Source organism: Arthrobacter sp. 05T420 (assembly GCF_056396305.1).
On record NZ_JBFTLG010000011.1, the window covers coordinates 19,524 to 43,396 of the forward strand.

At 65.1% G+C, this 23,873-nt stretch carries 28 protein-coding genes; 14 read left to right on the forward strand and 14 right to left on the reverse strand.

The features are described from left to right. Positions 1-5: 5 nt before the first annotated feature. The 4 genes from AC1DEM_RS12005 to AC1DEM_RS12020 form a co-directional block, all read right to left on the reverse strand. Entirely contained in the window at positions 6-1,163 is a 1,158-nt protein-coding gene (locus AC1DEM_RS12005) for a YihY/virulence factor BrkB family protein (RefSeq protein WP_476884586.1), read from the reverse strand. An 83-nt stretch (positions 1,164-1,246) separates the two neighbouring features. Then, positions 1,247-1,843, reverse strand: coding sequence for a DUF3618 domain-containing protein (locus AC1DEM_RS12010; RefSeq protein ID WP_476884587.1), 597 nt, complete (start codon positions 1,841-1,843; stop codon positions 1,247-1,249). A gap of 18 nt (positions 1,844-1,861) precedes the next feature. Continuing rightward, positions 1,862-2,275, reverse strand: coding sequence for a phage holin family protein (locus AC1DEM_RS12015; RefSeq protein ID WP_476884588.1), 414 nt, complete (start codon positions 2,273-2,275; stop codon positions 1,862-1,864). Further along, complete coding sequence (locus tag AC1DEM_RS12020) at positions 2,272-3,111, reverse strand: ATP synthase subunit B family protein (protein WP_476884589.1); 840 nt, start codon at positions 3,109-3,111, stop codon at positions 2,272-2,274. The genes AC1DEM_RS12015 and AC1DEM_RS12020 overlap by 4 nt, the downstream gene beginning before the upstream one ends. Positions 3,112-3,401: 290 nt before the next feature. On the opposite strand from AC1DEM_RS12020, the gene AC1DEM_RS12025 reads away from it, so the two are divergent. The 6 genes from AC1DEM_RS12025 to AC1DEM_RS12050 all read left to right on the forward strand — a co-directional run bounded on the left by AC1DEM_RS12025 (position 3,402) and on the right by AC1DEM_RS12050 (position 8,832). Next, on the forward strand, positions 3,402-3,890 hold the full coding sequence (locus tag AC1DEM_RS12025; RefSeq protein ID WP_476884590.1) for a MarR family winged helix-turn-helix transcriptional regulator: 489 nt from the start codon (positions 3,402-3,404) through the stop codon (positions 3,888-3,890). Positions 3,891-4,085: 195 nt separating this feature from the next. Beyond that, positions 4,086-4,352 carry a GlsB/YeaQ/YmgE family stress response membrane protein gene (locus tag AC1DEM_RS12030; RefSeq protein ID WP_476884591.1) on the forward strand — a complete coding sequence of 89 codons (267 nt, stop codon included), beginning with the start codon at positions 4,086-4,088 and terminating at the stop codon, positions 4,350-4,352. A 350-nt stretch (positions 4,353-4,702) separates the two neighbouring features. Then, positions 4,703-5,050: a hypothetical protein gene (locus AC1DEM_RS12035; protein WP_476884592.1), complete on the forward strand. Its 348-nt coding sequence runs from the start codon at positions 4,703-4,705 to the stop codon at positions 5,048-5,050. A gap of 106 nt (positions 5,051-5,156) precedes the next feature. Then, positions 5,157-7,823 (forward strand): PEP/pyruvate-binding domain-containing protein, encoded by a 2,667-nt coding sequence (locus tag AC1DEM_RS12040; protein ID WP_476884593.1) that lies wholly within the window; start codon positions 5,157-5,159, stop codon positions 7,821-7,823. 113 nt (positions 7,824-7,936) lie between these two features. Continuing rightward, positions 7,937-8,443 (forward strand): hypothetical protein, encoded by a 507-nt coding sequence (locus AC1DEM_RS12045; RefSeq protein WP_476884594.1) that lies wholly within the window; start codon positions 7,937-7,939, stop codon positions 8,441-8,443. After that, a complete protein-coding gene (locus AC1DEM_RS12050; protein ID WP_476884709.1) occupies positions 8,440-8,832 on the forward strand; it encodes a dihydrofolate reductase family protein in 393 nt (130 codons plus the stop codon). Before AC1DEM_RS12045 ends, AC1DEM_RS12050 begins: the two co-directional genes overlap by 4 nt. 51 nt (positions 8,833-8,883) lie before the next feature. On the opposite strand, the gene AC1DEM_RS12055 is transcribed toward AC1DEM_RS12050, so the two are convergent. After that, positions 8,884-9,036, reverse strand: a complete 153-nt coding sequence (locus AC1DEM_RS12055; RefSeq protein WP_476884595.1) for a hypothetical protein — start codon at positions 9,034-9,036, stop codon at positions 8,884-8,886. Between the two features lie 1,087 nt (positions 9,037-10,123). On the opposite strand from AC1DEM_RS12055, the gene AC1DEM_RS12060 reads away from it, so the two are divergent. Together AC1DEM_RS12060 and AC1DEM_RS12065 are read left to right on the forward strand one after the other, a co-directional pair. Continuing rightward, the gene (locus AC1DEM_RS12060) at positions 10,124-11,422 is read left to right on the forward strand and encodes an SDR family NAD(P)-dependent oxidoreductase (RefSeq protein ID WP_476884596.1); all 1,299 of its coding nucleotides are present in this window, start codon (positions 10,124-10,126) and stop codon (positions 11,420-11,422) included. Positions 11,423-11,564: 142 nt separating this feature from the next. Further along, positions 11,565-12,527, forward strand: a complete 963-nt coding sequence (locus AC1DEM_RS12065; protein ID WP_476884597.1) for an NmrA family NAD(P)-binding protein — start codon at positions 11,565-11,567, stop codon at positions 12,525-12,527. A 51-nt stretch (positions 12,528-12,578) separates the two neighbouring features. On the opposite strand, the gene AC1DEM_RS12070 is transcribed toward AC1DEM_RS12065, so the two are convergent. Together AC1DEM_RS12070 and AC1DEM_RS12075 are read right to left on the reverse strand one after the other, a co-directional pair. Beyond that, positions 12,579-13,355, reverse strand: a complete 777-nt coding sequence (locus AC1DEM_RS12070) for an ion transporter (RefSeq protein WP_476884598.1) — start codon at positions 13,353-13,355, stop codon at positions 12,579-12,581. 52 nt (positions 13,356-13,407) lie between these two features. Further along, positions 13,408-14,157: a phosphotransferase gene (locus tag AC1DEM_RS12075; protein ID WP_476884599.1), complete on the reverse strand. Its 750-nt coding sequence runs from the start codon at positions 14,155-14,157 to the stop codon at positions 13,408-13,410. A gap of 237 nt (positions 14,158-14,394) precedes the next feature. Between AC1DEM_RS12075 and AC1DEM_RS12080 the strand changes: the two genes are divergently transcribed. From AC1DEM_RS12080 to AC1DEM_RS12105, 6 genes are all read left to right on the forward strand, one after another. Further along, positions 14,395-14,736, forward strand: coding sequence for an ArsR/SmtB family transcription factor (locus AC1DEM_RS12080; protein WP_476884710.1), 342 nt, complete (start codon positions 14,395-14,397; stop codon positions 14,734-14,736). Next, the gene (locus tag AC1DEM_RS12085) at positions 14,733-15,701 is read left to right on the forward strand and encodes a cation diffusion facilitator family transporter (protein WP_476884600.1); all 969 of its coding nucleotides are present in this window, start codon (positions 14,733-14,735) and stop codon (positions 15,699-15,701) included. Before AC1DEM_RS12080 ends, AC1DEM_RS12085 begins: the two co-directional genes overlap by 4 nt. Next, positions 15,701-16,405: a cation diffusion facilitator family transporter gene (locus AC1DEM_RS12090; RefSeq protein WP_476884601.1), complete on the forward strand. Its 705-nt coding sequence runs from the start codon at positions 15,701-15,703 to the stop codon at positions 16,403-16,405. The genes AC1DEM_RS12085 and AC1DEM_RS12090 overlap by 1 nt, the downstream gene beginning before the upstream one ends. A gap of 102 nt (positions 16,406-16,507) precedes the next feature. Then, positions 16,508-17,134 (forward strand): cation efflux transmembrane domain-containing protein, encoded by a 627-nt coding sequence (locus AC1DEM_RS12095; RefSeq protein ID WP_476884602.1) that lies wholly within the window; start codon positions 16,508-16,510, stop codon positions 17,132-17,134. After that, positions 17,131-17,553, forward strand: a complete 423-nt coding sequence (locus tag AC1DEM_RS12100; protein ID WP_476884603.1) for a YkvA family protein — start codon at positions 17,131-17,133, stop codon at positions 17,551-17,553. Before AC1DEM_RS12095 ends, AC1DEM_RS12100 begins: the two co-directional genes overlap by 4 nt. Next, positions 17,550-17,750: a GDCCVxC domain-containing (seleno)protein gene (locus AC1DEM_RS12105; protein WP_476884604.1), complete on the forward strand. Its 201-nt coding sequence runs from the start codon at positions 17,550-17,552 to the stop codon at positions 17,748-17,750. The genes AC1DEM_RS12100 and AC1DEM_RS12105 overlap by 4 nt, the downstream gene beginning before the upstream one ends. Positions 17,751-17,993: 243 nt before the next feature. Here the strand turns inward: AC1DEM_RS12105 and AC1DEM_RS12110 are convergent, their stop codons facing one another. The 7 genes from AC1DEM_RS12110 to AC1DEM_RS12140 all read right to left on the reverse strand — a co-directional run bounded on the left by AC1DEM_RS12110 (position 17,994) and on the right by AC1DEM_RS12140 (position 23,834). Further along, the gene (locus tag AC1DEM_RS12110) at positions 17,994-18,491 is read right to left on the reverse strand and encodes a BBE domain-containing protein (RefSeq protein ID WP_476884605.1); all 498 of its coding nucleotides are present in this window, start codon (positions 18,489-18,491) and stop codon (positions 17,994-17,996) included. A gap of 42 nt (positions 18,492-18,533) precedes the next feature. Next, positions 18,534-19,367 carry an FAD-binding oxidoreductase gene (locus AC1DEM_RS12115; protein WP_476884606.1) on the reverse strand — a complete coding sequence of 278 codons (834 nt, stop codon included), beginning with the start codon at positions 19,365-19,367 and terminating at the stop codon, positions 18,534-18,536. Between the two features lie 57 nt (positions 19,368-19,424). Continuing rightward, positions 19,425-19,871: a cupredoxin domain-containing protein gene (locus tag AC1DEM_RS12120; RefSeq protein WP_476884607.1), complete on the reverse strand. Its 447-nt coding sequence runs from the start codon at positions 19,869-19,871 to the stop codon at positions 19,425-19,427. 113 nt (positions 19,872-19,984) lie between these two features. Then, a complete protein-coding gene (locus tag AC1DEM_RS12125) occupies positions 19,985-20,761 on the reverse strand; it encodes a MerR family transcriptional regulator (RefSeq protein WP_476884608.1) in 777 nt (258 codons plus the stop codon). An 80-nt stretch (positions 20,762-20,841) separates the two neighbouring features. Then, complete coding sequence (locus AC1DEM_RS12130) at positions 20,842-21,993, reverse strand: Fic family protein (protein ID WP_476884609.1); 1,152 nt, start codon at positions 21,991-21,993, stop codon at positions 20,842-20,844. A gap of 165 nt (positions 21,994-22,158) precedes the next feature. After that, a complete protein-coding gene (locus AC1DEM_RS12135) occupies positions 22,159-22,956 on the reverse strand; it encodes an SDR family oxidoreductase (protein WP_476884610.1) in 798 nt (265 codons plus the stop codon). Further along, positions 22,953-23,834 (reverse strand): helix-turn-helix transcriptional regulator, encoded by an 882-nt coding sequence (locus AC1DEM_RS12140; RefSeq protein ID WP_476884611.1) that lies wholly within the window; start codon positions 23,832-23,834, stop codon positions 22,953-22,955. The genes AC1DEM_RS12135 and AC1DEM_RS12140 overlap by 4 nt, the downstream gene beginning before the upstream one ends. Between the last annotated feature and the right edge of the window lie 39 nt (positions 23,835-23,873).

Genomic DNA, 23,873 nt, shown 5'->3' on the forward strand with positions numbered 1-23,873 from the left:
GAAAGCTAGGTGCGGTCCACTCCCTCGTTGTCTCTGGGATGGTTGTTGCCGTCCCGCAATTCGTGCTGGTCCCCCTGGTGTTCCCGCAGTTCCCGCCCGCGGCGGATGTCCTCTTCCTCGCGGGCCTGCAGCTTGTCGCTCTGTTTCGTGTCCCGAGGCGGCAGCTGGATGGTCTCCTCGGCCTCGATGCCGGCCTGGAGCTGGCGGCCACGCTCCATCTCGGCGTCGAACTCGGCACCGAACAGCAGCGACATGTTCAGGATCCAGAGCCACAGCAGCGAGATGATGACGCCGCCGATCGCGCCGTAGGTCTTCTCGTAGCTGTTGAAGTTGGCAACGTAGAAGGCGAAGGCCAGGGACGCAAGCAGGAAGATCACCAAGGCGATTGTGGACCCCAGGCTCATCCAGCGGAACTTGGGCTGCTTTACGTTCGGCGTGGCGTAGTAGAGGATGGCGATCGCCAGGATCACGAGCAGCAGGATCACCGGCCACTTGAGAATGTTCCACGCCGTCAGGACGCCGTCCCCCAGGCCGATTGCGTTGCCGACCGCCTCGGCCACCGGCCCGCTCAGGACCAGCATGGCTGAGAGCACCAAGACGATGAGCACGGTGGCAATCGTGACCAGGAGCATCGTGCCCCGAAGTTTGATAAACGGCCGGCCCTCGTCGATTTCGTAGATCCGGTTCATGGCCCGGCCAAACGCCCCGACGTACCCGGAGGCGGACCACAGGGCGGTAAGGATGCCGAGTACCAGGGTGAGTCCGGCAGCGGAGGAGCTGCTGAGCTGCTCGATTGGCCCGCGGATGGCGTTCACTGTGTCGCCGGGCGCGAAGCCCTGGACGATCTCGAGGAGCGCAGATGTGGTCTTCCCGGCCTGCCCAAATATGCCCAGCAAAGACACGAGGGCCAACAGCGCCGGGAAAATGGAGAGAACCGAGTAGTACGTCAGGGCTGCGGCGAGATCCGGGCACTGGTCCTTCGTGAATTCACGCAGGGTCTTCTTGGCGATGTACTTCCAGGATGGCTTGGTGACGTCGGTGGGGCTGTCCGGTTTGCGGGAGTCGTCCGGAGCGGGCGCCGTGCGGGCCTTGGCGGTGCTGCTATGGTCCGTTTCGGCGTCGGTCATGGAGTCATTTTCTGCCTTGGCAGGGTTCTTGGCCATGGAAAAGTCCTTCTTGGGGTTAAGCGAAGTGGCCGGCCGCCCAGCGCATTAGCGAGGGCGGCCGGCTGGATTCTGATGCGGCCTCAGGCCTGCTGAACGTTGTCCTTGGCTTCGGCGGTCCGGTCCTTGACGTCCGCCACAGCCGTTTGGCCGTCTGCCTTGACGTGTTCGGTAGCGTCCGCCGCAGTGGCCTTGACGTTTTCCATAGCTTCCTGGGCGGGTTCCTTGAGCCCCTCGGCCACGTGCTTGGCGGCGTCCGTCAGTTCCGCCGTCAGCGGCTCGGCGGCCGACTTGAGGGCATCAGCGGCTTCACGCTCCTTCTGGCTGGCCGGAATCAGGGAGGACACCAGCAGGCCGGCGCCGAAAGCGATCAGCCCGGCGGCCAGCGGGTTCCCCTGGGTCTTCGCCTTCAGCTGGGTCGGCGCGGCCGCGACCGCTGAACCGGCGTCACTCACGTGCGCGCCGGCGCTTCCTGCGGCTGAATGGACGTTGTCGGCGGTGTGGTCCGCGGCTCCCATGACCCTCTCCTTCACTCCAAAGACGGCGTCCTTAACCTTGTCTGTTTGCCGCTGGACAATGTGCGACGGCGTGACCTTGTCTGCGACGGCGTCCACGTTGGTGCCCAGGCGGGCGCGGGTTGCTTCAATATCTGCTCGGATGACATCCGGGTTTTCACTCATCGTGTTTCCTCGCTGGATCTAAGAGTTGGGTTTCAAAGTGGGCGGGATTTCCTGCAGGGTCTCGGCGGTCTGCGGCATGCCCTTAATCGCGTTGAGTTCCTTGCGGCCCATGGCCGCCAGGATGGCGGCAACAATGGCCCAGATGACCGCGACCACCACGGCGGACCACCCCAGACCCATCAGGGTCCCTAGCGCCCACCAGAGCGCCACAGACAGGAACAGAAGCACGAAGTGGCCAGCGACGCCGGCGCCGGCCAGCAGGCCGGTCCCTTTGCCGGCCCGGGTGGCGGACTGCTTGAGTTCGACCTTGGCCAGTTCCACTTCCTGCCGCATCAGGGTGGACATGTCCCGCGTGACCTCGCCCAGCAGGTCACCCAGGGAATTGGACTCCGCCTTCGCGTGGGCGGCGGTGGGAGGGATTTCGCTGCTCATCGACGGCCGCCGTCAAAGGGGTCATCGCGCAACGGATCAGCCGACCGCAGGGGCTCGCCGGCAAGGGGCTCAGAGGTCCGGCGGCCCGGCGCGGCGTCGCGGAGGGGATCGATAGCGCCCAACTCGGAGTCCAGCGGATTCGGAGGATACGTGTCCGCGTAGCCCGCCGTCGTGGTTTGCGGAGCCGGCATCTGCACCGGCGGCGGCGGAACCGCTACCCCGGTATCGGGGAACCGGCCGGCGGCGGACGTTCCGGTAGCCGTGATTCCGGTCGTCTCGGGGGCCCCGGCGCTCAGGCTGCGGCTAAGACGCCCGGCCAGTACACCGGCCCCGGCCGCGAGCAAGAGGAACGTGCCCGGGCGCTGGCGGGCAAAGGACTTTACCTCCGTCAGGAGCGAACCAGGGTCGCGGTTATCGAGCCAGGACGCGACGGCGGAGGACCGCTCTGCGGCTTGGCGGACTAGGTCGCTGGCCACGCCGGGCTGATCGGAGGCAGCGGCCATGGAATGCAGTTCGCCGGCGACGGATCGCAGGCCTTCGGCGACCTTCTGCTGCTGGGTCCCTGCCTGATCGGTGAGGTCAGACTTGGCCTGGTGCAGCAGGCCCATGGCATTCGTCTTGACCTCGGCGGCGACGTTGGCTGCCTCCGTCTTGGCCGTTTCCGCGACGTTCTGGGCCGCGTCTGTGGCCTGACGCTTTACGTCCGCCGCTTCCTCCTTGGCTGCCTCCGGTTTTGAGCCAGCGCGCTCCGCACCTTGAGGGGGCACCACGCCAACGCCGGCGTACTGGTCAGTGGAAGCCTGGGGTGTTGCCTGGGCCCATGGGTTCTCTGTCATCGTTGCTCTCTTTCAGGAATGGTCTGCTTGGGATCGTGGCTGGCGCACCGGATGAATTAGTAAGCACGGTTACTAACTAGATAGTAAGCACACTTGCTATCTGTTCCGCAAGGCCTTAGCGAAAATCAAAGGGGAAACAGCGTGCGGCGCGGGCTTCCCGCATGAAAAATAGTAAGCATGCTTGCAAAATTGATGCAAGACATGCTTAGTGTGGAGCAGGACGTCGGCACATATTGGCGCCGTCCCTGACAACGTGATTTCGTTGCCACCCAATCAGGAAGGCCCTCTTCGTGATCCACGCCCCTGAGCCCCACGCCTGGGACGGTTACCGGCTTCTGACCGCAGCGGCCCGCTTAGTCCAGCGGCTCCACGACGATGCCCTGGCACCGTTGGGACTGACACGTGCAGCCGTCATCGCCTTGGAAGCCGTGGCACCCGGCCCCATGTACCAGGAACAGCTCGCCGCCAAGGTTCATGTACAGAGCCAGACAGTCGGGCGCGTCCTCGCCCGACTGGAAGAGGGAGGTCTGGTCACGAGGACACGCAATCCAGCTGACCGACGTCAATTTCACGTCCAGATAACGGACGCCGGAAGTGTCGCCCTGCGTGCGGCCCGCCAGGCAGAGAGGGCTGCCGTCCCCGCGGACTTCGACGGGTGGGAGATCCTGTCGGAACAACTCGCACGGTTTGTGGATTTCTTCCAGACCCCCCGGCCGAGGACTCCAGGCGCCAGTGCCCCTTCGGCGGCCAAACCTGACCCGGCAACTCCAAAGGACTAGGCTCCCGCGCGCGGATCCCCATCCCCCTGCCATCCGTGACCCGGGGCCAGCCGCCGCATCCATTGCATGCAAGGCCGCGAAGGGAGCGCCGCAAACAGCAACCACGACACCGGGTATTGCACGACACAACGCATGCTGATTAAATCGCGGTTACGGCCGCATTCCACGACCGGTCTACCGAAAGGAAGTACAGTAATGGGAATTCTTGCGTTCCTCATTCTCGGCCTTATCGCAGGAGCTATCGCCAAGGCGGTCCTTCCCGGACGGCAGGGAGGCGGCTGGCTTATTACACTCGTTGTCGGCGTCGTAGGCGCAATCCTCGGAGGCTGGATAGGTTCGTTGATCTTCGGAGGAGGCCTCGCGGACTTCTTTGACCTGCGGACCTGGCTCCTTTCAATTCTTGGGGCCGTCATTGTGCTTCTGATCTATGGCGCCGTTGCCGGGCGCCGAAGCAGGGCTTAGAGCCATTGCATGCATGATCTTCCCCTAGGGGCGGACTGCGATTTCTTTTAGACGGCTGCTGGCCGGTGCTGTGACACCCCGGGACGCAACGCCCGGGGTGCTCCCCTGACACAGCCGGCTTTCACACTGCACGATGCCCAAGCCCAAGACTGGCCCGGCTGCCCCGCAAGCCTTCGTGGAGCACAGACTCCGGAAGTCTCCCGCGGCCGAGGTCTTCGCTCCAACCGCCCCACAACGGTGAGCAGAGGTGCGGGCACGAAAGTTTACGTCTCACGTGGTGCGGGCCAGCCGCCAGAGGCACCCGAAAACTCCCTGACCTGACCGGCACCCAGAGAGCGAAAACGACCCCCATGACGATCAAGCTCAACACCGAGGCGCTGCGCCATGCCCGACGTCTGATCAAGGACGCAACGATTGCCCGGGATACCCGGGGCGACTGGAGCGAGCACGCCCCTGACGCTGACAAGGAAAACGCGTTCATCGACCGGCACGGCTACACCGAGTACGGCACGTGGCATCTGGGCGAAGACACCGAGAAACCCGACGACACCAAGGGCCGTTACAGCTTTCCCTTTGGGGATTTCCGGCGGCTGCACCGCTGCGCGATTCTTGCCATCGAGAGCCGGGCCGCCCAGAACGACCACGACGACATCGCCAAAGCGGCGAAGTCCCTCCTTGACGAACTCGACAAGGACTAGAACCGACGGCAGGTGCAGCTATGGCCTCGGGCCTGCGGCAGTGCCAGTATGTTGGGAATCGGGTTCCAACAAGTTATCCGGCGCCGGGCAGAAAGGACGCACGGTCATGACCTACATCAACGACTTCGCCGATGTGGGACACGGCGACGTCGATGTGGCCGGCGGCAAGGGCGTCGGACTGGGCGGCCTCACCCAGGCCGGGCTCCCGGTTCCTCCGGGGTTTGTGTTGAACACCGCGGCCTATGCGGATTTTGTGGCTGCCAACCACCTCGAGGCCGGCATCCGCGAACTGGCCGCACTGCCGCCGCTGGCGGCGCCACAGGACTACGAGGATGCCTCGAAGCGGATCCGCGCCCTGTTCACCGGCGGCACCATGCCGGCCGTGATCGCAGCAGAACTCGGCGATGCCTACGGGCGCCTGGGCAACGGGGATTCGGCTGTGGCAGTGCGCTCCTCTGCCACGGCCGAGGACCTCGCCTCGGCCAGCTTCGCCGGGCAACAGGAAACCTACCTTAATGTCCGCGGTACAGACGCTTTGGCCGAGGCCGTGACCGATTGCTGGGCATCACTGTGGACGGCGCGTGCCATGGCGTACAGGGCCCGCGAGGGCGTCGGGCCGGACGCAGTACGCCTCGCGGTGGTGGTCCAGCAGATGGTCGACGCCGAGGCAGCCGGGGTCATGTTCACCGCCAATCCGGCTAACGGGCGCCGCGACCAGATCGTGATCAGTGCCGCGTGGGGTCTGGGCGAGTCTGTGGTCAGCGGTACGGTGACCACGGATGACGTCGTCGTCGAGGCAGCCACGGGCTCGGTATTGTCGCGCCGCACGGCTGATAAGGAGGTCATGACTGTCTACGCGGACCACGGCACGCGGGAGCAGCCGGTGCCGGCCGCGCGGCGTCGTCAGCCCGTTCTGGACAACCAGTCGGCGGCCGCACTGGCCGGCTATGGGTCGCGGATTGCTGATCATTTCGGGGTGCCGCAGGACATCGAGTGGGCACGGGCCGCCGGCGAGTTCTTCATCCTGCAATCCCGGCCCATCACGGCACTGCCTGAACCGACGGCTGACACGCCGGCTGTCTGGACGGTGCCGTACCCGAAGGGGATGTACTTCCGGGCGAGTATCGTGGAACAGTTGCCCGACCCGCTCTCGCCGCTGTTCGCCGACCTCATAGACGGCTCGGTGGCCCGTTCGTTGCGAGCCCTGATGGCCGAGGCGGTCGGGAAGAACGTCATCCGCGATGACGACGTGGGACTGCCCACCATTAACGGCTACGCCTATTACTACTACCGCACCTCGGGAATGTGGCGGATGATGGGCAAGTCGCTGACCGCAGTACGGGCGCTGGTCAGAGGCAAGGCGCACATGGGAGTGGCCGGCTGGCGGGAGTTTTCGCATCCGCGCTACGAGCAGGCGATCAAAGACTGGTCCGCGTCCCCCGTCGAGGAGCTCTCCGGCCAGGAACTGTTCGAGGGCGTGCAGGCGTTGCTGGACGCCGGCACCGTCTACTACACGGCCGTGCAGTCAATCATTCCCATCGCCGCAACAAGCGAAATATCGTTCCGGGCCTACTACGACAGGTTCGTTCGGCGCGACGGAGATCCTCCCGCCCAGACGTTCCTCCTCGGCTACGACAGCGAGCCCATCCGGGCGGAGAAGTCGCTGTTCGATCTGGCGGCCTGGGCCCGGGAAGTTCCGGGGCTGGCCCCGGCGATCCTCAACGAAACCACAGCGGGACTGGTCGACGCGCAGCGCTCCGGGATCGCGCCGGCCGGCGTCGATCAGGCGCTCTGGCAGCAATGGCATCCCCGCTTCCGGGATCACCTCGACCGGTTCGGCCATGCGGTCTACAACCTCGACTTCGTCAGCCCGTTGCCGGCCGACGATCCCTCGACCCTGCTGGAGACGGTGAAGTTCTATCTGCGGGGACAGGGCAACGACCCACACGAGCGCCAGCGACTGTCGGCCGAGCGCAGGGAGAACCAAACCAACCAGGCGATCAGCCGGCTCGGGCCGAAACGCAAGGCGGCGTTCCTCCGGTTGCTCCGGTGGGCTCAGAATGCCGCCCCGGTCCGCGAGGACGCCCTGGCCGACGTCGGCCTGGCCTGGCCGCTGCTACGGCGGATGCTGCTCGAACTCGGACGGCGGCTGGTGGACTCCGCCGTCATCGCCGAGCCTGCCGACGTCTTCTGGCTGCGCCGCCATGAGCTGCACAGCGCCGTCGAGTTCGGCCTCGCCGCGCCGGGCGCATTGACGGCTGTGGCAATTACCGGAGCCGACCGGCCCGTCCGCGCCGACGCCGTCGAGGAGCGCAAGATGCTGTGGCGGGGGCAAGCCAAAGCCGCTGCCCCGCAACTGCTCCCGGAAAGCCGGTGGATGGAGGGGGCCTTCGGGAAAATGATGCCCGCAGGCTCACAGGACCAACTGGGCGACATCATCAAGGGCGTCGGCGCCAGCTCGGGCCGGGTCACCGCTCCGGCCCGCGTCCTTAAGGGCCCCCAGGATTTCGGCCTGATGGTGCCCGGCGATGTCCTGGTGGCCCGCATCACCACTCCCGCCTGGACCTCGCTGTTCGCGATGGCATCGGCCGTTGTCACCGACGTCGGCGGACCGTTGAGCCACAGCTCGATCGTGGCCCGCGAGTACGGCATCCCCGCCGTGCTCGGCACCGGGGTCGCCACCCAGCGGCTGACCAGCGGCCAGCGGATCCGCGTGGACGGCGACGCCGGCACCGTGGCGATCGAGGATCCGAGCGTCACGCAGGGGCCATGACCGATCCCCTCCGGGGCGCAACCGTGCAACACTGATCCGATGTTGACCTTCAGTATCTCCACTTCCTGCGGATTGCGAGGCCAGGCGAACAGCATCGGCGGTAGATTGTCGGCATGGGACAGACTTCCTCCGGCCGCCGGGATTTGCTCACCGTTCGGCTCTTGGGTGTGGCGGAGTTCAGCCATGCGCATTGGTTCTTCGGCAATCTCTATGAGGCCCTCGTCAAGATCCCTCACCGCGTCGCGGCCGCGGAAGCAAGCCGCGAACTCCCCCGGTCGCCCTTTGGCGCGGGAAGCCCCGGCCGCTATTACGCCCCGATCACCCCGATCAACGCGCCAGCGGCCATCGCTGCCCTCGTGGCAGGCTGGAAGCATGCCGACAGCAGGCCATGGCTGATAGTCGCTGCTGCCAGTTCGACGACCGGCGCGGCCGCCACCGCGTATCTGCTCCGGTCTATCAACCCCGCCCTGTTCTTCAGCCCAAAACCGCTCAGCGAGATGCGGCGCAACCCCCTGCTGAAACGGTGGTACCGGGTCCACGCCCTCCGGCTCGCAGCCAGCGCTGTTGCCCTCGCCGCCATCCATGAGGCACGAACACTCCGGCTCAGAAGCCGCGGATAAAGGCCAAACGGCACCGACCCGCAGGAGAGACTCATGGGCAGGCTCACTGTCACCGCTTCTACCACTCTGGACAACGTTGCGTCGTGTCGACCACCATGGACCACGCGGACTGGAACAACAGCACGGTCATCGCCGACGACATACCCGGCAGGGTCCGCGCGCTTCGCGAACGGGAAAACGTGATCGTCTGGGGAAGCCCGACGCTCGTCAAGACGGTCATGGCGGGTAACCTTGTCGACGAGTACGTTCTGCTGTTCTCGCCCATCGTGCTCGGGCGTGGCAAGACGATGCTGCCGGAGGACGGAACCCGGCACACGCTGCACATCGTCGAACTTGAACTCCTCGAAGGCGGGATGCTGGCACTCCTGATGGCGCCGGCAGCGGCCTGAGGCGTCATCCTGCCCGTTCCGGCGTCGGGAACCTCGTGTTCCCCTGCTGCGCTAGCCCCCGTGGCCCGTTCCATCCGGCACGCTGGCATCGACCGGGAAGGTCATGAACGCCGGCGTCTCGTAGGGATGGGCGGACAGGGCGGCATCGACGAGGGCGTTGCGCCGGGAGCGCGGATAGATCGCCTCGATCCGGGTTTCCGGCACCTCCTCGGGCGCATCGACGGCGCCGATGGTCGGGTTCGCGCCCTGCAGCGGCGTGAAGCGGCCGGTGCCTGGGCAGCAGCCGCTCCGCCCGGATGCGGGACGTTCTCGGCACCATCCAGGCCGACCAGGACGCCATCATCCGCGCACCGTCCCGCGGCGCTCTCGTCGTCGACGGCGGTCCAGGTACGGGGAAGACAGTCGTCGCCCTGCACCGCTCCTCCTACCTCCTTTACGCCGACCCCCGCCTCGGTCACCGTGGTGCCCACAGCAAAGGTGGTGTGCTGTTCATTGGACCGCACCGGCCTTACCTCTCCTACGTTGCCGACGCCCTCCCCTGCCTCGGCGAGGAAGGCGTGCGGACCTGCACGCTGCGGGACCTCGTCCCCGAGGGATCCGCCGCAGCGATCGAGACCGACCCGGACGTGGCCCTCCTGAAGTCGTCCGCGGGCATGGTGAAAGCCATCGAACCGGCCGTCAGGTTCTATGCGGAACCGCCCACCCAGGGGATGGAGATCGAGACGCCGTACGCCGACCTCTGGCTCAGCGTTGACGAGTGGGCCGAGGCGTTCGCAGCACCAGAGCCCGGCACCCCGCACAACGTGGCACGCGACGACGTCTGGGAGGAACTGCTCACAATCCTTGTGGACAAGTACGACGGCGACGACGTCCAGGACGGCTTGCTCCGCAGGGCGTTGGCGCAGAACATGGAGCTGGTCAACGCGTTCAGCAGGGCGTGGCCGCTGCTGAATTACCCGGACCTTGTCGGCGACCTCTGGCCGGTGCCCGCATACCTGTACATGTGCGCCCCCCTGGCTCCGTCCGGGCGAGGTCACGAAGCTGCAGCGCCACGACGCCCGGGTCTGGACGGTGTCCGACCTGCCGCTCCTGGATGCGGCCCGGCAACGGCTCGGCGACCCCGAGGCCTCACGGCGCAAGCGTCGGCAGGAGGCCGTCGTGGATGCGGAGCGAGAGCTTATGGACCGTGTGGTCGACGACCTGATCGCGGCCGACGACTCCGAAATCCTGGTGATGTCGATGCTACGCGGGCAGGATTTGCAGGACAAGTTGGGCGACGGGGGACGCCAACGTGCCGACGTCGATCCGCAGCAGCGGCATCCCCGTTGTCCATGGGTCGACGGCGGAGCTGGGCTCAAGCCTCGACACCTGGCTCGCCGCGCATGCCGACGGGACCGCCTGCGTCATCGGCCCTAGGGGCATCGAGACCGGGCCGTTCCGGGCGACGTCCCGCGTCAGGTCACTGACCCCAGAGTTGGCGAAGGGACTCGAGTTCGACCTGGTGGTCCTCGTCGGCCCGGGCGCGTTCGACACGGGCATCGAGGGCGCGGTGGACCGCTATGTCGCGATGACCCGGGCCACCCAGCAACTCGTCATCCTCAAAACCCCTGACGTCGGCCAACGACCGTCACTGCCACCCGACGGTCACGATGTGGGGAACGCTGAGCGGCGCGAAGCGACGTGCGGGGGCCGGGCGCCAAGGCGCCGGCTCCGGCCTATCATGGGGATCACGGAACGGAACGCAACGGAACGCAGGCGGGGGCCGCTCAGCATGACCAGCGAACGCGAACGCAATGAAGCGCCGACGGGAGACGTGGCGCTCGTGACCGGTGCCAGCCGAGGCGTCGGCCGGGGCGTCGCGATTGGCCTGCTGGAAGCGGGGTTTCGAGTTTACGGCTCGGGCCGCTCGATCGACCAGGCGGACCTGCCGCCGGGGATCCGGCGCCTCCGCTGCGACCATCTCAAAGACGAAGAAACGGCGCACGTGTTCGAAACGATCCGGTCCGAGTGCGACCGCCTCGATCTCCTCGTCAATTGCGCCTGGGGCGGCTACGAGAAAATGGTCGAAGGCGGCGCGTTCACGTGGCCTGCGCCGTTTTGGGATCAGCCGGCGCATCGCTGGACCGGCATGATGGACGCCGGAGTGCGAGCGGCATTTGTGTGTTCGGCCCATGCGGCGCGGATGATGACGCCACGGCACCACGGCTTGATCATCAACATCAGCTTCTGGTCGGCGCAGCGTCACCTCGGCAACACGATCTACGGCATCGCAAAAGCTGCCACGGACAAGATGACCTCCGACATGGCCGTCGAGCTAAAACCGTTCGCTGTTCCGGTGGCCTCGCTCTACCCCGGCCTGGTTCGAACCGAGGCGGTTGTGGCTGCGGCGAAAAGCGGCGCGTTCGATCTGTCGACCAGCGAAAGCCCTGAGTTCATCGGCCGCGTGATCAACGCACTGTTCCACGACCCGAACCTGATGGCGCGGACCGGCCACGTGCTGGTCGCCGCCGCGGTTGCCAAGGAGTTTGGCGTACTGGACATCGACGGAAGTTCGCCGCCGGCGCTGACACTGGCGGACATCGGTTCCTAGGGGCGAGCCCCCAGATGAGTTGGGTTGGGCCTTCGACCCCCTCGGTTGAGGGCGCCGGGCCGGTGCCGCACCCGGAATCCCTCTCCCCCGCTGTTGGTAGTCTTTAGCGGACTTCCACCAGACATCACTTGAGGTGCAATCCATGACCGCAACGACACCCACTCCGGGCACAGTCCTTCTCGCCGGCGCCACCGGCGATCTCGGCGGTCTAATCCTGCGGAACCTGATCGCCCTGGGGGCCACCGTTCGGGTCCTGGCTAGGCCACAGACCGACCCGGCACGGATCGCACAACTACGCGCCCGGGGCGCCGAAGTGATCCAGGCCGATTACGATGATCCGGACGCTCTCCGAAGGGCCTGCACGGATGTTGACTGTGTGGTCTCGGCGATCAACGGTCTCGACAGCGTTATCCTGGGTGCTCAATCGCGCTTGCTGGAGGCGGCGGCCGCGGTGGGCGTGCCCCGTTTCATCCCGTCCGATTTCTCCATCGATTACCGTGGCATCCGGCCTCGAAGCAACCGGAATCTGGAGCTTCGCAGAGACTTCGCTCAGAGACTGGACACCACTCAAATCCAGGCCACATCGATCCTCAACGGCGCCTTCACCGACATGCTCTCCGGGCAGGCACCAATGATCCTGTTCTCACGGCGCCGTGTGCTCTTCTGGTCCGACCCCGACCAAGTGCTCGACTTCACCACCAAAGACGACACCGCCACCTACACAGCCGCTGCCGCCGTCGACGAGAGGGCGCCCCGCGTCCTCCAGATCGCCGGGGACCAGACCACGGCAAGGACCCTGGCCTCCACCATGACCGACCTGACCGGAACGCAGTTCCGGCTCCTCTACGCGGGCAGTGTTGGTTCACTGACTGCCATGAGCCGGGCAGTCAGAGCCATCGTGCCGGCCTCTACCGAACCGTTCCCGCCGTGGCAGGGCATGCAGTACTTCGCCAGCATGTTCAGCGGAGACGCGACTCTGCGCTACATCAACAACGACCGGTACGGAAGCCGAAAATGGACCACCGCCCGGGACGTCCTGGAGCAGCACCTCCATAGCCAACGGCCACGCCTAAATAGTCTAAGAGCTACCGTTCACAGGTCATGATGGATGCCGCGACCCACCGGAAACACGCGCTCTTGGTTCGGAGCGGCGCGTTCATTGGGTTGGCCCGGTTAGCAGCTTTCTGATCTGGGCGAGCTTTGCTTCGGACTCTTCGAGGCTCAGGCGGAGCCCTTCGACTGTCCCGGTACTCGTGTCAGCCGCATCGACGGGCGGTGCGGAATCCTTCTTGGGAGCCAGGAAGAAGTTGGCCAGGTAACCGGTGAAGGTGCCGAAGATACCCACACCGAGGACGATAATGCCTGACCCGATGACACGGCCCAGATCGGTGACCGGATATTGGTCACCGTATCCAACTGTCGAGATCGTGACGATCGTGTACCAGATGGCATCCGAGGCGCTCGTGATGTTGGCCCCGGGGGCGTACTGCTCGACGCGGAGCATCGTGAGGCTTCCGAATTCCAAGACCAAAATGCCCATGAGCAACAGTACGTACAGGGAACTGCCAGCCCGGTCTTTGATCAGCGCGCGGCCGACAGTGCGGACGCCGACCTCGCGGAGCAGGCGGTACACACGGACCAGCCGGAAGATCCGCAGGATCTTGAACTGCGCCAACGGCACGCTGGCCAACAGGTCGGCCCAGCCAAAGTGCTTGAAGAAATAGGCGCCCGCCGATGGCGCGGTGACAATCCGGTAGAGGAAGTCGGCGAGGAAGATCACACTGAAAATGCCGTTCATCACCGTGAGCACGGTGTCCAGCGACGTGTCCCGCACGACATACAAGAGCACGAGATTGACGATCGACAGGACCGAAAGGATACCAATGAAGATCTCGTATCCGGTGCTCTTCAGTTCACTGCGTTCCTTGCTCATATGAGGATTCTGGCATGCGAGCAGCGGCATGGCCGACACTATTTTCGCCTAGCTACGCTAGGGCCTGCTCCCAGACCGCTTGATTCAGTACGACGTACTGAGCAGCGGCTCGCCAGTGCTCGCCGTGTCCATCAATGTACATGTCGGCCCAGGGCTGGAACCCTGTCTGGTTCGAGAACTTCAGGAGATTGAACATCGCCGCTGTTCGTTTCGCCATCGCGGCCGGCAGCGCCTTGCGTAGCGCGCCATCGGCTTCGTACCCGTCAACAACGGCGCGCAATCTCAAAGCCGCATCTTCCAGTGGTTGCCCGTCACACAGCTGGCCGAACGACTGCGCGGCGTACGCTAAATCCCACAGCCGCGTGCTGGGACCGGCGCCATCCCAATCGATGAACACCCAGCGGTCTCCTCTGATGAGATTCCACGGAGCGAGGTCGTTATGGCACATCAGATTCGGATTTTCAGCGGGCAGCAGCATGTGCCAGTCGTCCGGATGGGGAAACACGACTCCTTCACTCGCATCATGGATTTGCCGAATCATCCGGCCAACCCGTAGCAAATCGTCCTGCCCGAGCGGCAACTGATCCAGCGCGAGTACTCCTTCGATGTACTCGACCACATGTCGGCCGTCGTCGTCCCGGCCCAGGGGCTGAGGAACATCCACGCCAGATGACCGGAGCGCACCAAGATAGCTCTGCACTGCGGAAGAGTTTTCCAGCCAAGGTTTTCGGACGGTGTCACCTACGCGCACGACACTTTCCGACGCGTTTCCCCCTGTCAGTTCCTTCTCGTCCTCGACCATCCCAGAAGGCTACTGGCTGCGGTGATTGTGTCAACTTGATCGGGACCCACTAGGGCGGCCCGACCGGTGCCCACCCTCGACTGCAAGCTGTGGCTAGGTACTTTCGGTTTGCCTTAGTTATACTGACATCTGAATAATTGTTCAGATGTTGGAGGTTACGTGGCTGCCCGTGAAGCTGTCGATGAATGCGCTGTGAATCTGGTCGACCCCGACAAGGTCGAACTTGTCCGGGAGGCCATGCCCTCAGACCACGACATCGCAGAACTGGCCGATGTGTTCTCCCTTCTGGGCGATCCGGGACGCTTGCGGCTGTTGACGTCACTACTGGAGGCCGGGGAACTGTGCGTCTGTGACCTCGCTGCGACGACGGGAATGAGCGAGAGCGCCGTCAGCCATGCGTTGCGCCTGCTGCGCGCCCACCGGGTGGTTTCGGTCTCCCGGCGGGGCCGGATGGCGTACTACCGGCTGGATGACGCGCACGTGCGGATGCTGCTGGACCTGGGGTTGACCCATACCGGACACACTGTCGCCCTTCATCCCGAGGGTAACGGTCCCGCACAGAACGACAACGTGCGGTGAGCGCCGGTCACGTTCACGACCACCCGCGCGACGAGGCAGGGAAGACGTCCGCGTCCAAACACGACGGCCACGGCCACGGAATATCGACGAACGCTGACCGGCGGTACCTGGTTACCGCTTTGGCGCTGATTGTCGGGTTCATGATCGTCGAAGTGATTGTCGCGGTCATTTCCGGGTCCCTGGCTCTGCTCTCGGACGCCGGGCACATGCTCACGGATGCCGGCGCGATCGCTGCGTCGCTGTGGGCGATGAACCTGGCCGCTCGTCCGGCGCGTGGGATCTGGACCTTCGGATTCAAGCGCGCGGAGATCATCTCTGCTGCCGCCAACGGCATCACCTTGCTGGTCATCAGCGCCCTCGTGGCGGTTGAGGCCATCCACCGCCTCCTTGATCCGCCCCCAGTCTCAGGTGGACCCGTCCTGGTCGTCGCCATCCTGGGGGTCATCGTGAATCTGGTGGCGGTGTGGGTGCTAGCCAAAGCCAACCGGTCCAGCTTGAACGTGGAAGGATCCTTCCAGCACATCCTCACCGACCTGTATGGGTTCATTGCCACCGCGATCGCCGGCCTCGTCGTCCTGACCACCGGCTTTACCCGCGCCGACGCGATCGCATCCCTCATCGTCGTGGCCCTGATGCTCCACGCTGCATGGGGCCTGCTGCGGGACTCCGGGAGGATCCTCCTGGAGGGAGCCCCGGAAGGTGTCGATCTGGACCAGGTCAGAGAACACCTCCTTGAATCGGGCCACGTGCATGACGTCCATGACCTGCACGTCTGGACCGTCACTTCTGACCTGCCCGCGCTGTCCGCACACGTCGTCCTGGACGAGAGCTGCTTCCACGACGGACACGCCCCCCTCATCCTCGATGAGCTGCAAAGTTGCCTGACCGGGCACTTCGACGTCGAGCACTCCACGTTCCAGTTCGAACCCGCCGGCCACGCCGTCCACGAGACAGGAACGCACTGATGACCGGGCCCCCGCCCCTGCCCCTGGGCCGGAACAAGCCTGCACCCGAAGAAGCGTCCTCTTGCGCGGACGGCTGTTGCACTCCGGACGTTCCCGCCGTTCCGGACTCCGCCTGGATCAGGAACGCCCGTACCGTCCGGTTGCTGTCTTGGTTCAGCCTGGTCTGGTTGGTTCTGGAGGGTTCGCTCGGCCTGGTCGCCGGCGGCGCCGCCGGCTCGGTAGCCCTGATCGGCTGGGCGCTCAGCTCGGCCGTCGAGGGCCTGGCGAGCATCATTGTCATCTGGCGATTCACCGGGTCCCGCACCCTCTCCGAAACCGCAGAGGGGCGGGCACAAAAAGGGGTGGCCATCAGTTTCTGGCTCCTGGCCCCCTACATTGGAATCCAATCAGTCATCGATCTGGCGACCGGGCACCGGGCCGAAAACAGCCTCCTGGGTATTGTGCTCACCGCGGCAAGTGTGGTCATCATGCCTGTACTCGGCATCGCGAAACACCGCCTCGGTGCCCGGCTGAACTCCGGAGCCACAGCAGGAGAGGGAACCCAGAACCTGCTCTGCGCCGCGACAGCAGCCGCTGTCCTGATCGGTCTGGCCGGCAACGCGCTCTTCGGCGCGTGGTGGCTTGACCCCGTCGTTGGCCTTCTCGTCGCCGCTGTCGCCGTCAAGGAAGGCCGCGAGGCGTGGCGAGGTGAAGACTGCTGCTAAAGACCTGAGAACCGACCTGCCGATGTAGCCCCGGGCCAGCCACCATTAATGGCCGCCGCGCGAATGACCTGGAACAGACCCACCGTAAGGAAGCAGAAACCCATGGCCAGAACTAACGGGACCACCACAACGACGGACCCTGGGATACTGCTGCGCCGAGGCCTGCGCCTGGAATACGCGACTCTGGGCTGGAACGTGATCGGCCTCGGCGTCCTGGCCGCCGCCGCCCTTGGTGCCGGATCACCGGCTTTGGCCGGGTTCGGTCTGGATTGCCTCATCGAAATCTTCGCCTCCCTCGTCGTGGTCTGGCAGCTCAAAGGCATCCACAAAGACCGGGAAACCCGGGCGATGCGCCTGATCGGGGTGGCCTTCGCGGTCCTCGCCGCCTACCTCCTCATCCAGTTGGCCATCGTCATTGCCGCCGGCCTCAGGCCCGCAACCTCCGGATTGGGCATCGTCTGGACGGCCCTGACCTTCGTGGTCATGCTCGCTCTCGCCTGGGGCAAAATCCGCACCGGACGCGCCCTGGGCAATCCGGTGTTGCGCGGCGAAGGGAAAGTGACCCTGGTCGATGCGTATCTGGCGGGCGCAGTCCTGGCCGGGCTGGTCCTGAACGCCCTCTTCGGATGGTGGTGGGCCGACCCGCTAGCCGGGTCCGTGATCATCTACTACGCCATCCGCGAGGCACGCAACGCCTTCAAGCACACCGACGAAGAGACCACGGCATGAACTGGGGGGACGCAGCGATCGCCGCTGTCGGCGGCGTTGTCCTGATCTACGCCGTGCTGCTTGTCCTTCTCGGCCTCTACGCCCGTAAACACCCGGAAACGGTGAGCATGAGGGACGCCCTCCGGTTGCTGCCGGACCTGCTGGTCCTGCTGCGCCGGCTGACCGCGGACCGGACCCTGCCGCGTGGAATCCGGGTCCGCCTGGTCCTGCTGCTGATCTACCTCGCCTCACCCATTGATCTGGTCCCGGACTTCCTTCCGGTCATCGGGTATGCCGACGACGCCATCATCGTGGCCGTGGTCCTGCGCGCAGTCATCCGAAAAGCGGGCCACGGCCCCTTGGAACGACACTGGCCCGGCACACCGTCCGGCCTCGCCATCATCCAACGGCTGGCCGGCACGGCCACAACCCGGGCATGAAAAGCCCACGGCTCACCAGCACTCTGAGTTGCCCGGACTGCGGCAGCCAGGAGATACGGGACATGCCCACCGACGCGTGCGTGTATTTCCACCGGCGCACCGCTTGCGGCGCACCCATCAACCCCACGGCCGGCGACTGTTGCGTCTTCTGCTCCTACGGCGACACCCCCTGCCCTCCGATGCAGTCCCCGGAGTAGCCCCCGTCATTAGGTTCGGTATGTCGCTCAGGTGGGTACCGTTCGGGCCGTCCGAGTGGGCTCCGTTCAGACTGACATATTCACTGCGGGCCAGATTGGCCAAAGGCCGCATGGCCGCGAAGCGGGGGGTGACGCGTGGGCCGACGGCGGCAAATGAGAGGGTCCTTCATGCCCGCGGACCGGTCGATGGTTGCCCCGGCCGCCTCCGTCGTCGGCTATCGTCCCATCCCAGCGGCGCACTTCCTATGCGATCGGGCGGACGTTCTGATTTGATCGGAAGAGGTTGGTTGGGTCGTATGTGGCTTTGACGGCTGCCAGCCGATCGTAATTGGCGCCGTAGGCTGCCCTCACGCGTTCCTCCCCCTCCTGGCCCAGATCGTTGACGTAAACCCCGCCCGCAGCGAAGGGCTGCATCGCCTCGAAGAACGCGCGGACCCAGCCGACGTTGCGCTCCGTCTCTGCCGGGTCGGCCCACTGGGCCAGGATGAGGAGCTCGCTCTGCGACCGCCGATGGGGAAATGCCGTGGCTGCCGGGTCGACCCGGGCCGCCACACCATGTAGTTGCTGCATTCCAATGCCACTCGCCGCTGAAGGCATCTCGGCCGCAAACTGGAGCAGGATATCGACTGCCTCGGCGGTGAACTCGGTGAAAAAGCTCGATTTCCAGTAGTGGTTCTGGCCCACCGGAAAGCCCGCGTCGTGAGCGCTCTGCAGGACGACGTAGTCGGTTGGCACCACCACGTCGACAGCTGGGCCGAGCTCGCGGAGCGGTCGGAGGGCCAGCTAAGCCTCATCATTATCTCCGCTCCAGCAGACGCCTACGCCAAACACAGGGCGGCCCGAGGCGTCACGCGCAAGACTCGCCGACATCGCGAGATCGTCGGGGCAAGACGCGGCGAATTCGGGGTAAAACCGCAGGACTTCCCCCGTCCGTTCGGCCGGGAACGAGAGCGCCCCGGCAAGAACCGGCCCGACGGGATGCAAACGATAGGTGAACGACGTAACAACGCCGAAGTTGCCGCCTCCACCCCGGAGGGCCCAGTAGAGGTCTGCGTGTTGGTCCGGGCTCACCGTCAGCAGCCTGCCATCGGACGTCACGACGTCGGCGGCCAGCACGTTGTCGCAGGTGAGCCCGTGCTTGCCGTTGAGCCAGCCGATGCCACCGCCCAGGGTCAACCCGGCGATGCCGGTAACCGAGACAACTCCGAGCGGCGTGGCTAGGCCATATGCCTGAGTGGCAACATCAAGATCGGCCAGCAGCGCACCCGCGCCAGCTATGGCGACGCGCCGTTCAGCATCGATCTGAACATTCCTCATGCCAGAGCAATCGAGCATGAGCCCATGCGCGCCGACGGCGTTCCCGGCCACGTTGTGACCGCCGCCCTTAATGGAAACAGGGAGATTGTTGTCCCGGGCGAAGGTCACCGCTCGGCGGACATCCTCGACGTCAGCGGGGTGGACGATCAGGTCCGGACGGCGGTCAATCATCGCGTTGAAGACCTTCCGGGCGTCGTCGTAGCCGGTTTCTTCAGGACGGAACAGCCAGCCCCGGAGAGCCGAACTCAAGTCATCAACGAGGGATGGGTCAAGCGACGGTGAGGGGGTCTGGGTAGCCACGACACGGCACCTTTTTCGATCGAGACCGTCAAGTGCCCGACCCAGCCGGCGTCGTCCTCACTTGACTGTCAGAGAACCGTGCATGTTGGAGTGGTACCTGCAGTGAAACGCGTAAGTGCCCGGCGTGGAGGGTGCCTTGAATGTGGCCGTACCGCCGTTTTCCTTGACCTCGACATCAAAGAGCTTCGCATCCTGGTCTGCGGTCACCGTGTGCTCGACACTGTCCATGTTCGTCACCTTTACCTCCGCGCCGGGAGCGACCGAGCCGGGGATCTGGTAGGCGTAGTTGCTGATCGTGATTGTCGCAGCGGCGGCGTTTGCCGCTCCGCTTCCCGGCCCGGAAGTGGAGCCCGCCGGGGCAGACGGCTCCATCGACATGCTGGAAGAGGTCCCGGCCGTCGTGGCCGGGGCCGACGCCGGTGTTCCGCCGCCTCCGGCACAGCCGCTCAGCCCAATCAAAACTGTGGCCAACACGAGTGCAGTCCGTGTCTTATTACTCGTCATGATGTGCCGTCCTCGACGCTGGAGGGGCTGAGGAATCAGCCGGCTTCCTTCCATTCTGCATCCAGCACCGTCCAAAAGCAGTGCCAAAAGGCACTGTCAGGAAGCACAGGTGGTCAGGGTTGCGTTCTTGCCTTTTGCAGGTAGGCCAGGAGCCCGGCAAGTTGCTCCGAGGACCATGGCAGATCCGCGCTGAGGGCGCCCCTATTGTCCTGCCAGATGGAACGGGCGGCGGCTTTGGTCTGCTCACCTGAGTGGAACATGGATCCGATTTCGTCCCATGTCCTGACCCACTCCCGAATGGAGGGATCAGAGACCGGCGTTCCGTTCTCGACGTGTCTGAGGCCTTCCTCGACCAACGCGGCCCATCGGGTCTTGGCGGCCTCGATGCGGTCGGTGCCGAGTTCGGCCCTGCGGTCGGCCAGTTCCTGGCGCTGTTCTGGTGTGAAGTGGTTTTCGAGCACTGTGATCATCTCCAACGTTGACATGAACTGTTCCGGCGACGGCATGGCGGCGCCCTCGCTGCGTGAAATGTCGAGGCGGGAAAGCAGGTCCCGTAGCCGGTTTTGGACGGCGTGGACCTGCTCGGCGTGCCGGCTCATGTGCTGCAATTGCTGTTCCAGGAGGATGCGCAGCGAGGCCATGTCATCGGCAGGGGTTGCCAACGCGGCGCCGATATCGGCCAGCGGGAGGCCCAGCATCTGCAGCGCCCGGATCCGGTACAGCCGCGGCACGTCATCCTCGGTGTAGCGCCGGTGACCGGAGGCGGTCCGCTGGCCTGCTGACAGCAGTCCGATCTCGTCGTAGTGATGGAGGGTCCGGACCGTGACGCCACTCGCCTTCGCGAGTTCGCCGATGCTCCATTGACCTGCTGCACCGCTCGTCTGTTTCATAGGCACAACGGTAGATCCTCACGCCGTGTGAGGATCTACCGTTGTGCCTAACTGACCGCCTGCGAGAAGTCGTCGCCGGATCAGCCGGTCTTCCCGGCGTCGGCCAGCCGGTTGTTGAGCCGGTCCACCTCGTCCAGGACTTCGGTCGCCGCCCAGGCACGGCTGCGCTTTGACTGGGTGACCGGGGTGATCACCCCGGCATTGGAGAGCCTTTGCAGCGCGGCGTAGACGGAACTTTCGGCGACGCCGGCAACATGGGCAGCGCTGTGGGCCTCGAACACGGGCCGCTCCAGCAGCCACGGGATGATCTTTTCGTCCGCGGAGCCTCTGCGTGGCCTGGCCAGCTCCAGCCACATCGCCGGCAGGGCATCGAGTGCGGCCACGGATTCCCGGGCGGCGTTCGAGGCGCGGACCGCGGAACGGGCCAGGTAGAGCACGAACGGATCGGCGTCGCCGGAGCGGTAGTTGTTGACGAGACCGAAATACGTGTCGACGTCGGCGACCATCGCCGACGCGATCGGGGTGACCGTGTTCTTTGTGAGCCCCCGACGCCGGGAAATCGCACCGATCAGGGCCCGGCCGATCCGGCCGTTGCCGTCGGTGAACGGGTGGATGGATTCGAAGTGGGCGTGCGCTATCGCCGCCTGCGCCATGATGGGGACGTCGCGGCGGTTGCAGAAGACCATCAAGTCCTCCATCAGCTCCGGCACGAGCTCCGGCGGGGGCGGGACATGGATGGCGCCGCGCGGTGAATGGTCGCTGCCGCCGATCCAGTTCTGAACGTCCCTGAACTTGCCGGCGTGTGGGCCGTCCATCGGGTCATCCTTCATGAGCGTGTGATGGGCACCCAGCATTGCCTCCAACCGGATCTCCCCGGTTCGCCCGGCGTCGTCGATCATCCCTTGTACGGCATCGGCTGCAGCCACCATTGAACGGGCGTCATCACTGGCCTTGAGCCCGATCATGGCCCGGGCGTAGTCGTCGCGGTTGGCGTTGACGTGCTCGATTTTGGAGGAGGAGACAGCCTCGCTGCGGAGCAGGAACCCGCTGATGGCGGTCATCCGCGCGCCGGCTGTGACGTCCAGGGAAGCTATGGCAACCGCGGCCTCCTCAAGGGCGACAATGGTCTCGCGGCCCGGTTCGAACCAGCTCCCGGCGATCATGGGTGGCAGCGAGACCACAACTTCGGTGAATTCCCGGTCTTCGCGCGGCGGCGCCCGGACGACTTCCACGGCATCGTCTTACTACCGTGTGCGGGCCAACGGGTCATGGATCCTCCGGAAGTCTAAATAGTCACCCTTCTATTTAGATTTTAGGGGTCAAACATGAATAAAGTGACACTTGTTGAGGGGTAACCGCACCCATGGACCGCAAGTCGAGATCCTCTCCTCAGTCGACTAGGAGTTCGGATCTCCGACTTTGAGCCTTCCTGCTCTGATTTTTGCGAGGTCGCGGCGGAACATTTCCGGCTCACTCTCCATGGGGAGGTCAACAATATCTTCGGTTCCATCGAGAGATGCATCCGAGTCTGGCGACAGGGAGGCGAAGACGGCGGTGAGGTTATCTTGGTCGGGTCCGTGCTCGGCGACGAGTTCGAGAGTCCTGTGGTCGGCGGCATCAATGTGAAGACTGTCGATGAGTACGCGCGCGATCTGGTCCCTGGCGATAACGCCGTCGGCGGGTGAGCCGGACTGTCGCCTGTCGCCCTGGAGCATGACGATCGTCCGCTGGTCGGGCTGGTTGTAGTCAAACCAGCCGGGCCGCACGATCGTGTAGGGGTTGCCGCTGGCGCGGATGAGCCGCTCACTGCGCAGCTTCCACTGGGCGTAGGCGACGCCGGGCCGGGTCGTGCCGATAGCAGTCATGAGGACAATATAGGCGCGGCGGCCGTCCAAGGCTTTGAGGACGTTCGCTACGCCGGTGTAGTCGTTGTCCCGCACGTCCCGTTCGCCGGTGGTGGATCCGTGCGTGAACACGATCGCGTCGACTGCGTCGACAGCCGGGCCGAGAGTATCTGGACGGGTCAGATCCCCGATCACCAAGTCCACTCCTTCGGGAAGAATGCGGACCGCGCGGGCCTGGTCACGCACAAGAGCCCGCACCGCGTAACCGTGCTGCAGCGCCTCGGCCACGGCGTAGCGGCCGATGCTGCCGGTAGCCCCGACGACCAGAACAGTGGAGGGCCGGTCGTTCATTTTTTCTCCTTCACTGCGGTCACTGCGGTGGTCCGCTGGGTGGCGGCCCAGCTGGCGAGGACTTTCAGCGCGTCCTCGGAGGGTGTTCCGGGATCTGCTGTGTAGACGTTGATGCGCATTCCCGGGTCGGCGGGCAGTTCAAGCGCTTCGAAGCTCAAGTCAAGGTCCCCAACAATTGGGTGATGAAGCCGCTTCCGGCCGACGCGATGGTACTTCACATCGTGCCGGGCCCAACGGGTACGAAACTCCTCGCTTCGGGTTGAGAGTTCACCGATCAGGTCCGTGAGGTCTTTGTCGTAGGGGTTTTTCCCGGCCGTGGACCGCAGAACAGCGACGATGTCATCCGCCGCGCGTTCCCAATCGGCGAAGAAGTCCCGGGCCTTCGGGTTCAGGAAGGTGAAGCGTGCACTGTTCGGTGGAGTGGTCTGCTCGGCCATCAAGTCCAGATATAGCGCACGGCCCAGCTCGTTGGCGGCGAGGACATCCCCACGGTCGTTGCGGACCCAGGCCGGTGCGGCCGTGATCGCATCAATGACGCGTTGCACGCTCGGCCGCACCGTCTGGGGGCTGCGCTTGCGCCGGACACGGGGAGCGGCGGTGGCGGCCCGGGCAAGGTCAAAAAGGTGGGCCGTTTCGGCGTCGTCGAGCTTCAGGGCACGCCCGAGGGCTTCGAGGACGCTGTCCGAGGCGCCGGAAAGGTTCCCCCGTTCCAGGCGTATGTAGTAGTCGATGCTCATTCCGGCGAGCATCGCGACTTCCTCGCGGCGCAGGCCGGCAACGCGCCGGTTGCCGCCGTAGACGGGCAGCCCGGCCTCATCCGGCGTGATCTTTGCGCGGCGGGAGGTCAGGAACTTCCGCACGTCGTCACTGTGTGTCATGGCATCCACGCTACGCGGTGGGTGATGCTCGAGGGAGGC

Bases quoted from the DNA above. Each gene is read 5' to 3' on its own strand.
- AC1DEM_RS12005 (WP_476884586.1), bottom strand. From the start codon at position 1,163: ATGGCCAAGAACCCTGCCAAGGCAGAAAATGACTCCATGACCGACGCC.
- AC1DEM_RS12010 (WP_476884587.1), bottom strand. From the start codon at position 1,843: ATGAGTGAAAACCCGGATGTCATCCGAGCAGATATTGAAGCAACCCGC.
- AC1DEM_RS12015 (WP_476884588.1), bottom strand. From the start codon at position 2,275: ATGAGCAGCGAAATCCCTCCCACCGCCGCCCACGCGAAGGCGGAGTCC.
- AC1DEM_RS12020 (WP_476884589.1), bottom strand. From the start codon at position 3,111: ATGACAGAGAACCCATGGGCCCAGGCAACACCCCAGGCTTCCACTGAC.
- AC1DEM_RS12030 (WP_476884591.1), top strand. From the start codon at position 4,086: ATGGGAATTCTTGCGTTCCTCATTCTCGGCCTTATCGCAGGAGCTATC.
- AC1DEM_RS12035 (WP_476884592.1), top strand. From the start codon at position 4,703: ATGACGATCAAGCTCAACACCGAGGCGCTGCGCCATGCCCGACGTCTG.
- AC1DEM_RS12040 (WP_476884593.1), top strand. From the start codon at position 5,157: ATGACCTACATCAACGACTTCGCCGATGTGGGACACGGCGACGTCGAT.
- AC1DEM_RS12045 (WP_476884594.1), top strand. From the start codon at position 7,937: ATGGGACAGACTTCCTCCGGCCGCCGGGATTTGCTCACCGTTCGGCTC.
- AC1DEM_RS12065 (WP_476884597.1), top strand. From the start codon at position 11,565: ATGACCGCAACGACACCCACTCCGGGCACAGTCCTTCTCGCCGGCGCC.
- AC1DEM_RS12070 (WP_476884598.1), bottom strand. From the start codon at position 13,355: ATGAGCAAGGAACGCAGTGAACTGAAGAGCACCGGATACGAGATCTTC.
- AC1DEM_RS12075 (WP_476884599.1), bottom strand. From the start codon at position 14,157: ATGGTCGAGGACGAGAAGGAACTGACAGGGGGAAACGCGTCGGAAAGT.
- AC1DEM_RS12080 (WP_476884710.1), top strand. From the start codon at position 14,395: ATGCCCTCAGACCACGACATCGCAGAACTGGCCGATGTGTTCTCCCTT.
- AC1DEM_RS12090 (WP_476884601.1), top strand. From the start codon at position 15,701: ATGACCGGGCCCCCGCCCCTGCCCCTGGGCCGGAACAAGCCTGCACCC.
- AC1DEM_RS12095 (WP_476884602.1), top strand. From the start codon at position 16,508: ATGGCCAGAACTAACGGGACCACCACAACGACGGACCCTGGGATACTG.
- AC1DEM_RS12100 (WP_476884603.1), top strand. From the start codon at position 17,131: ATGAACTGGGGGGACGCAGCGATCGCCGCTGTCGGCGGCGTTGTCCTG.
- AC1DEM_RS12105 (WP_476884604.1), top strand. From the start codon at position 17,550: ATGAAAAGCCCACGGCTCACCAGCACTCTGAGTTGCCCGGACTGCGGC.
- AC1DEM_RS12120 (WP_476884607.1), bottom strand. From the start codon at position 19,871: ATGACGAGTAATAAGACACGGACTGCACTCGTGTTGGCCACAGTTTTG.
- AC1DEM_RS12125 (WP_476884608.1), bottom strand. From the start codon at position 20,761: ATGAAACAGACGAGCGGTGCAGCAGGTCAATGGAGCATCGGCGAACTC.
- AC1DEM_RS12135 (WP_476884610.1), bottom strand. From the start codon at position 22,956: ATGAACGACCGGCCCTCCACTGTTCTGGTCGTCGGGGCTACCGGCAGC.
- AC1DEM_RS12140 (WP_476884611.1), bottom strand. From the start codon at position 23,834: ATGACACACAGTGACGACGTGCGGAAGTTCCTGACCTCCCGCCGCGCA.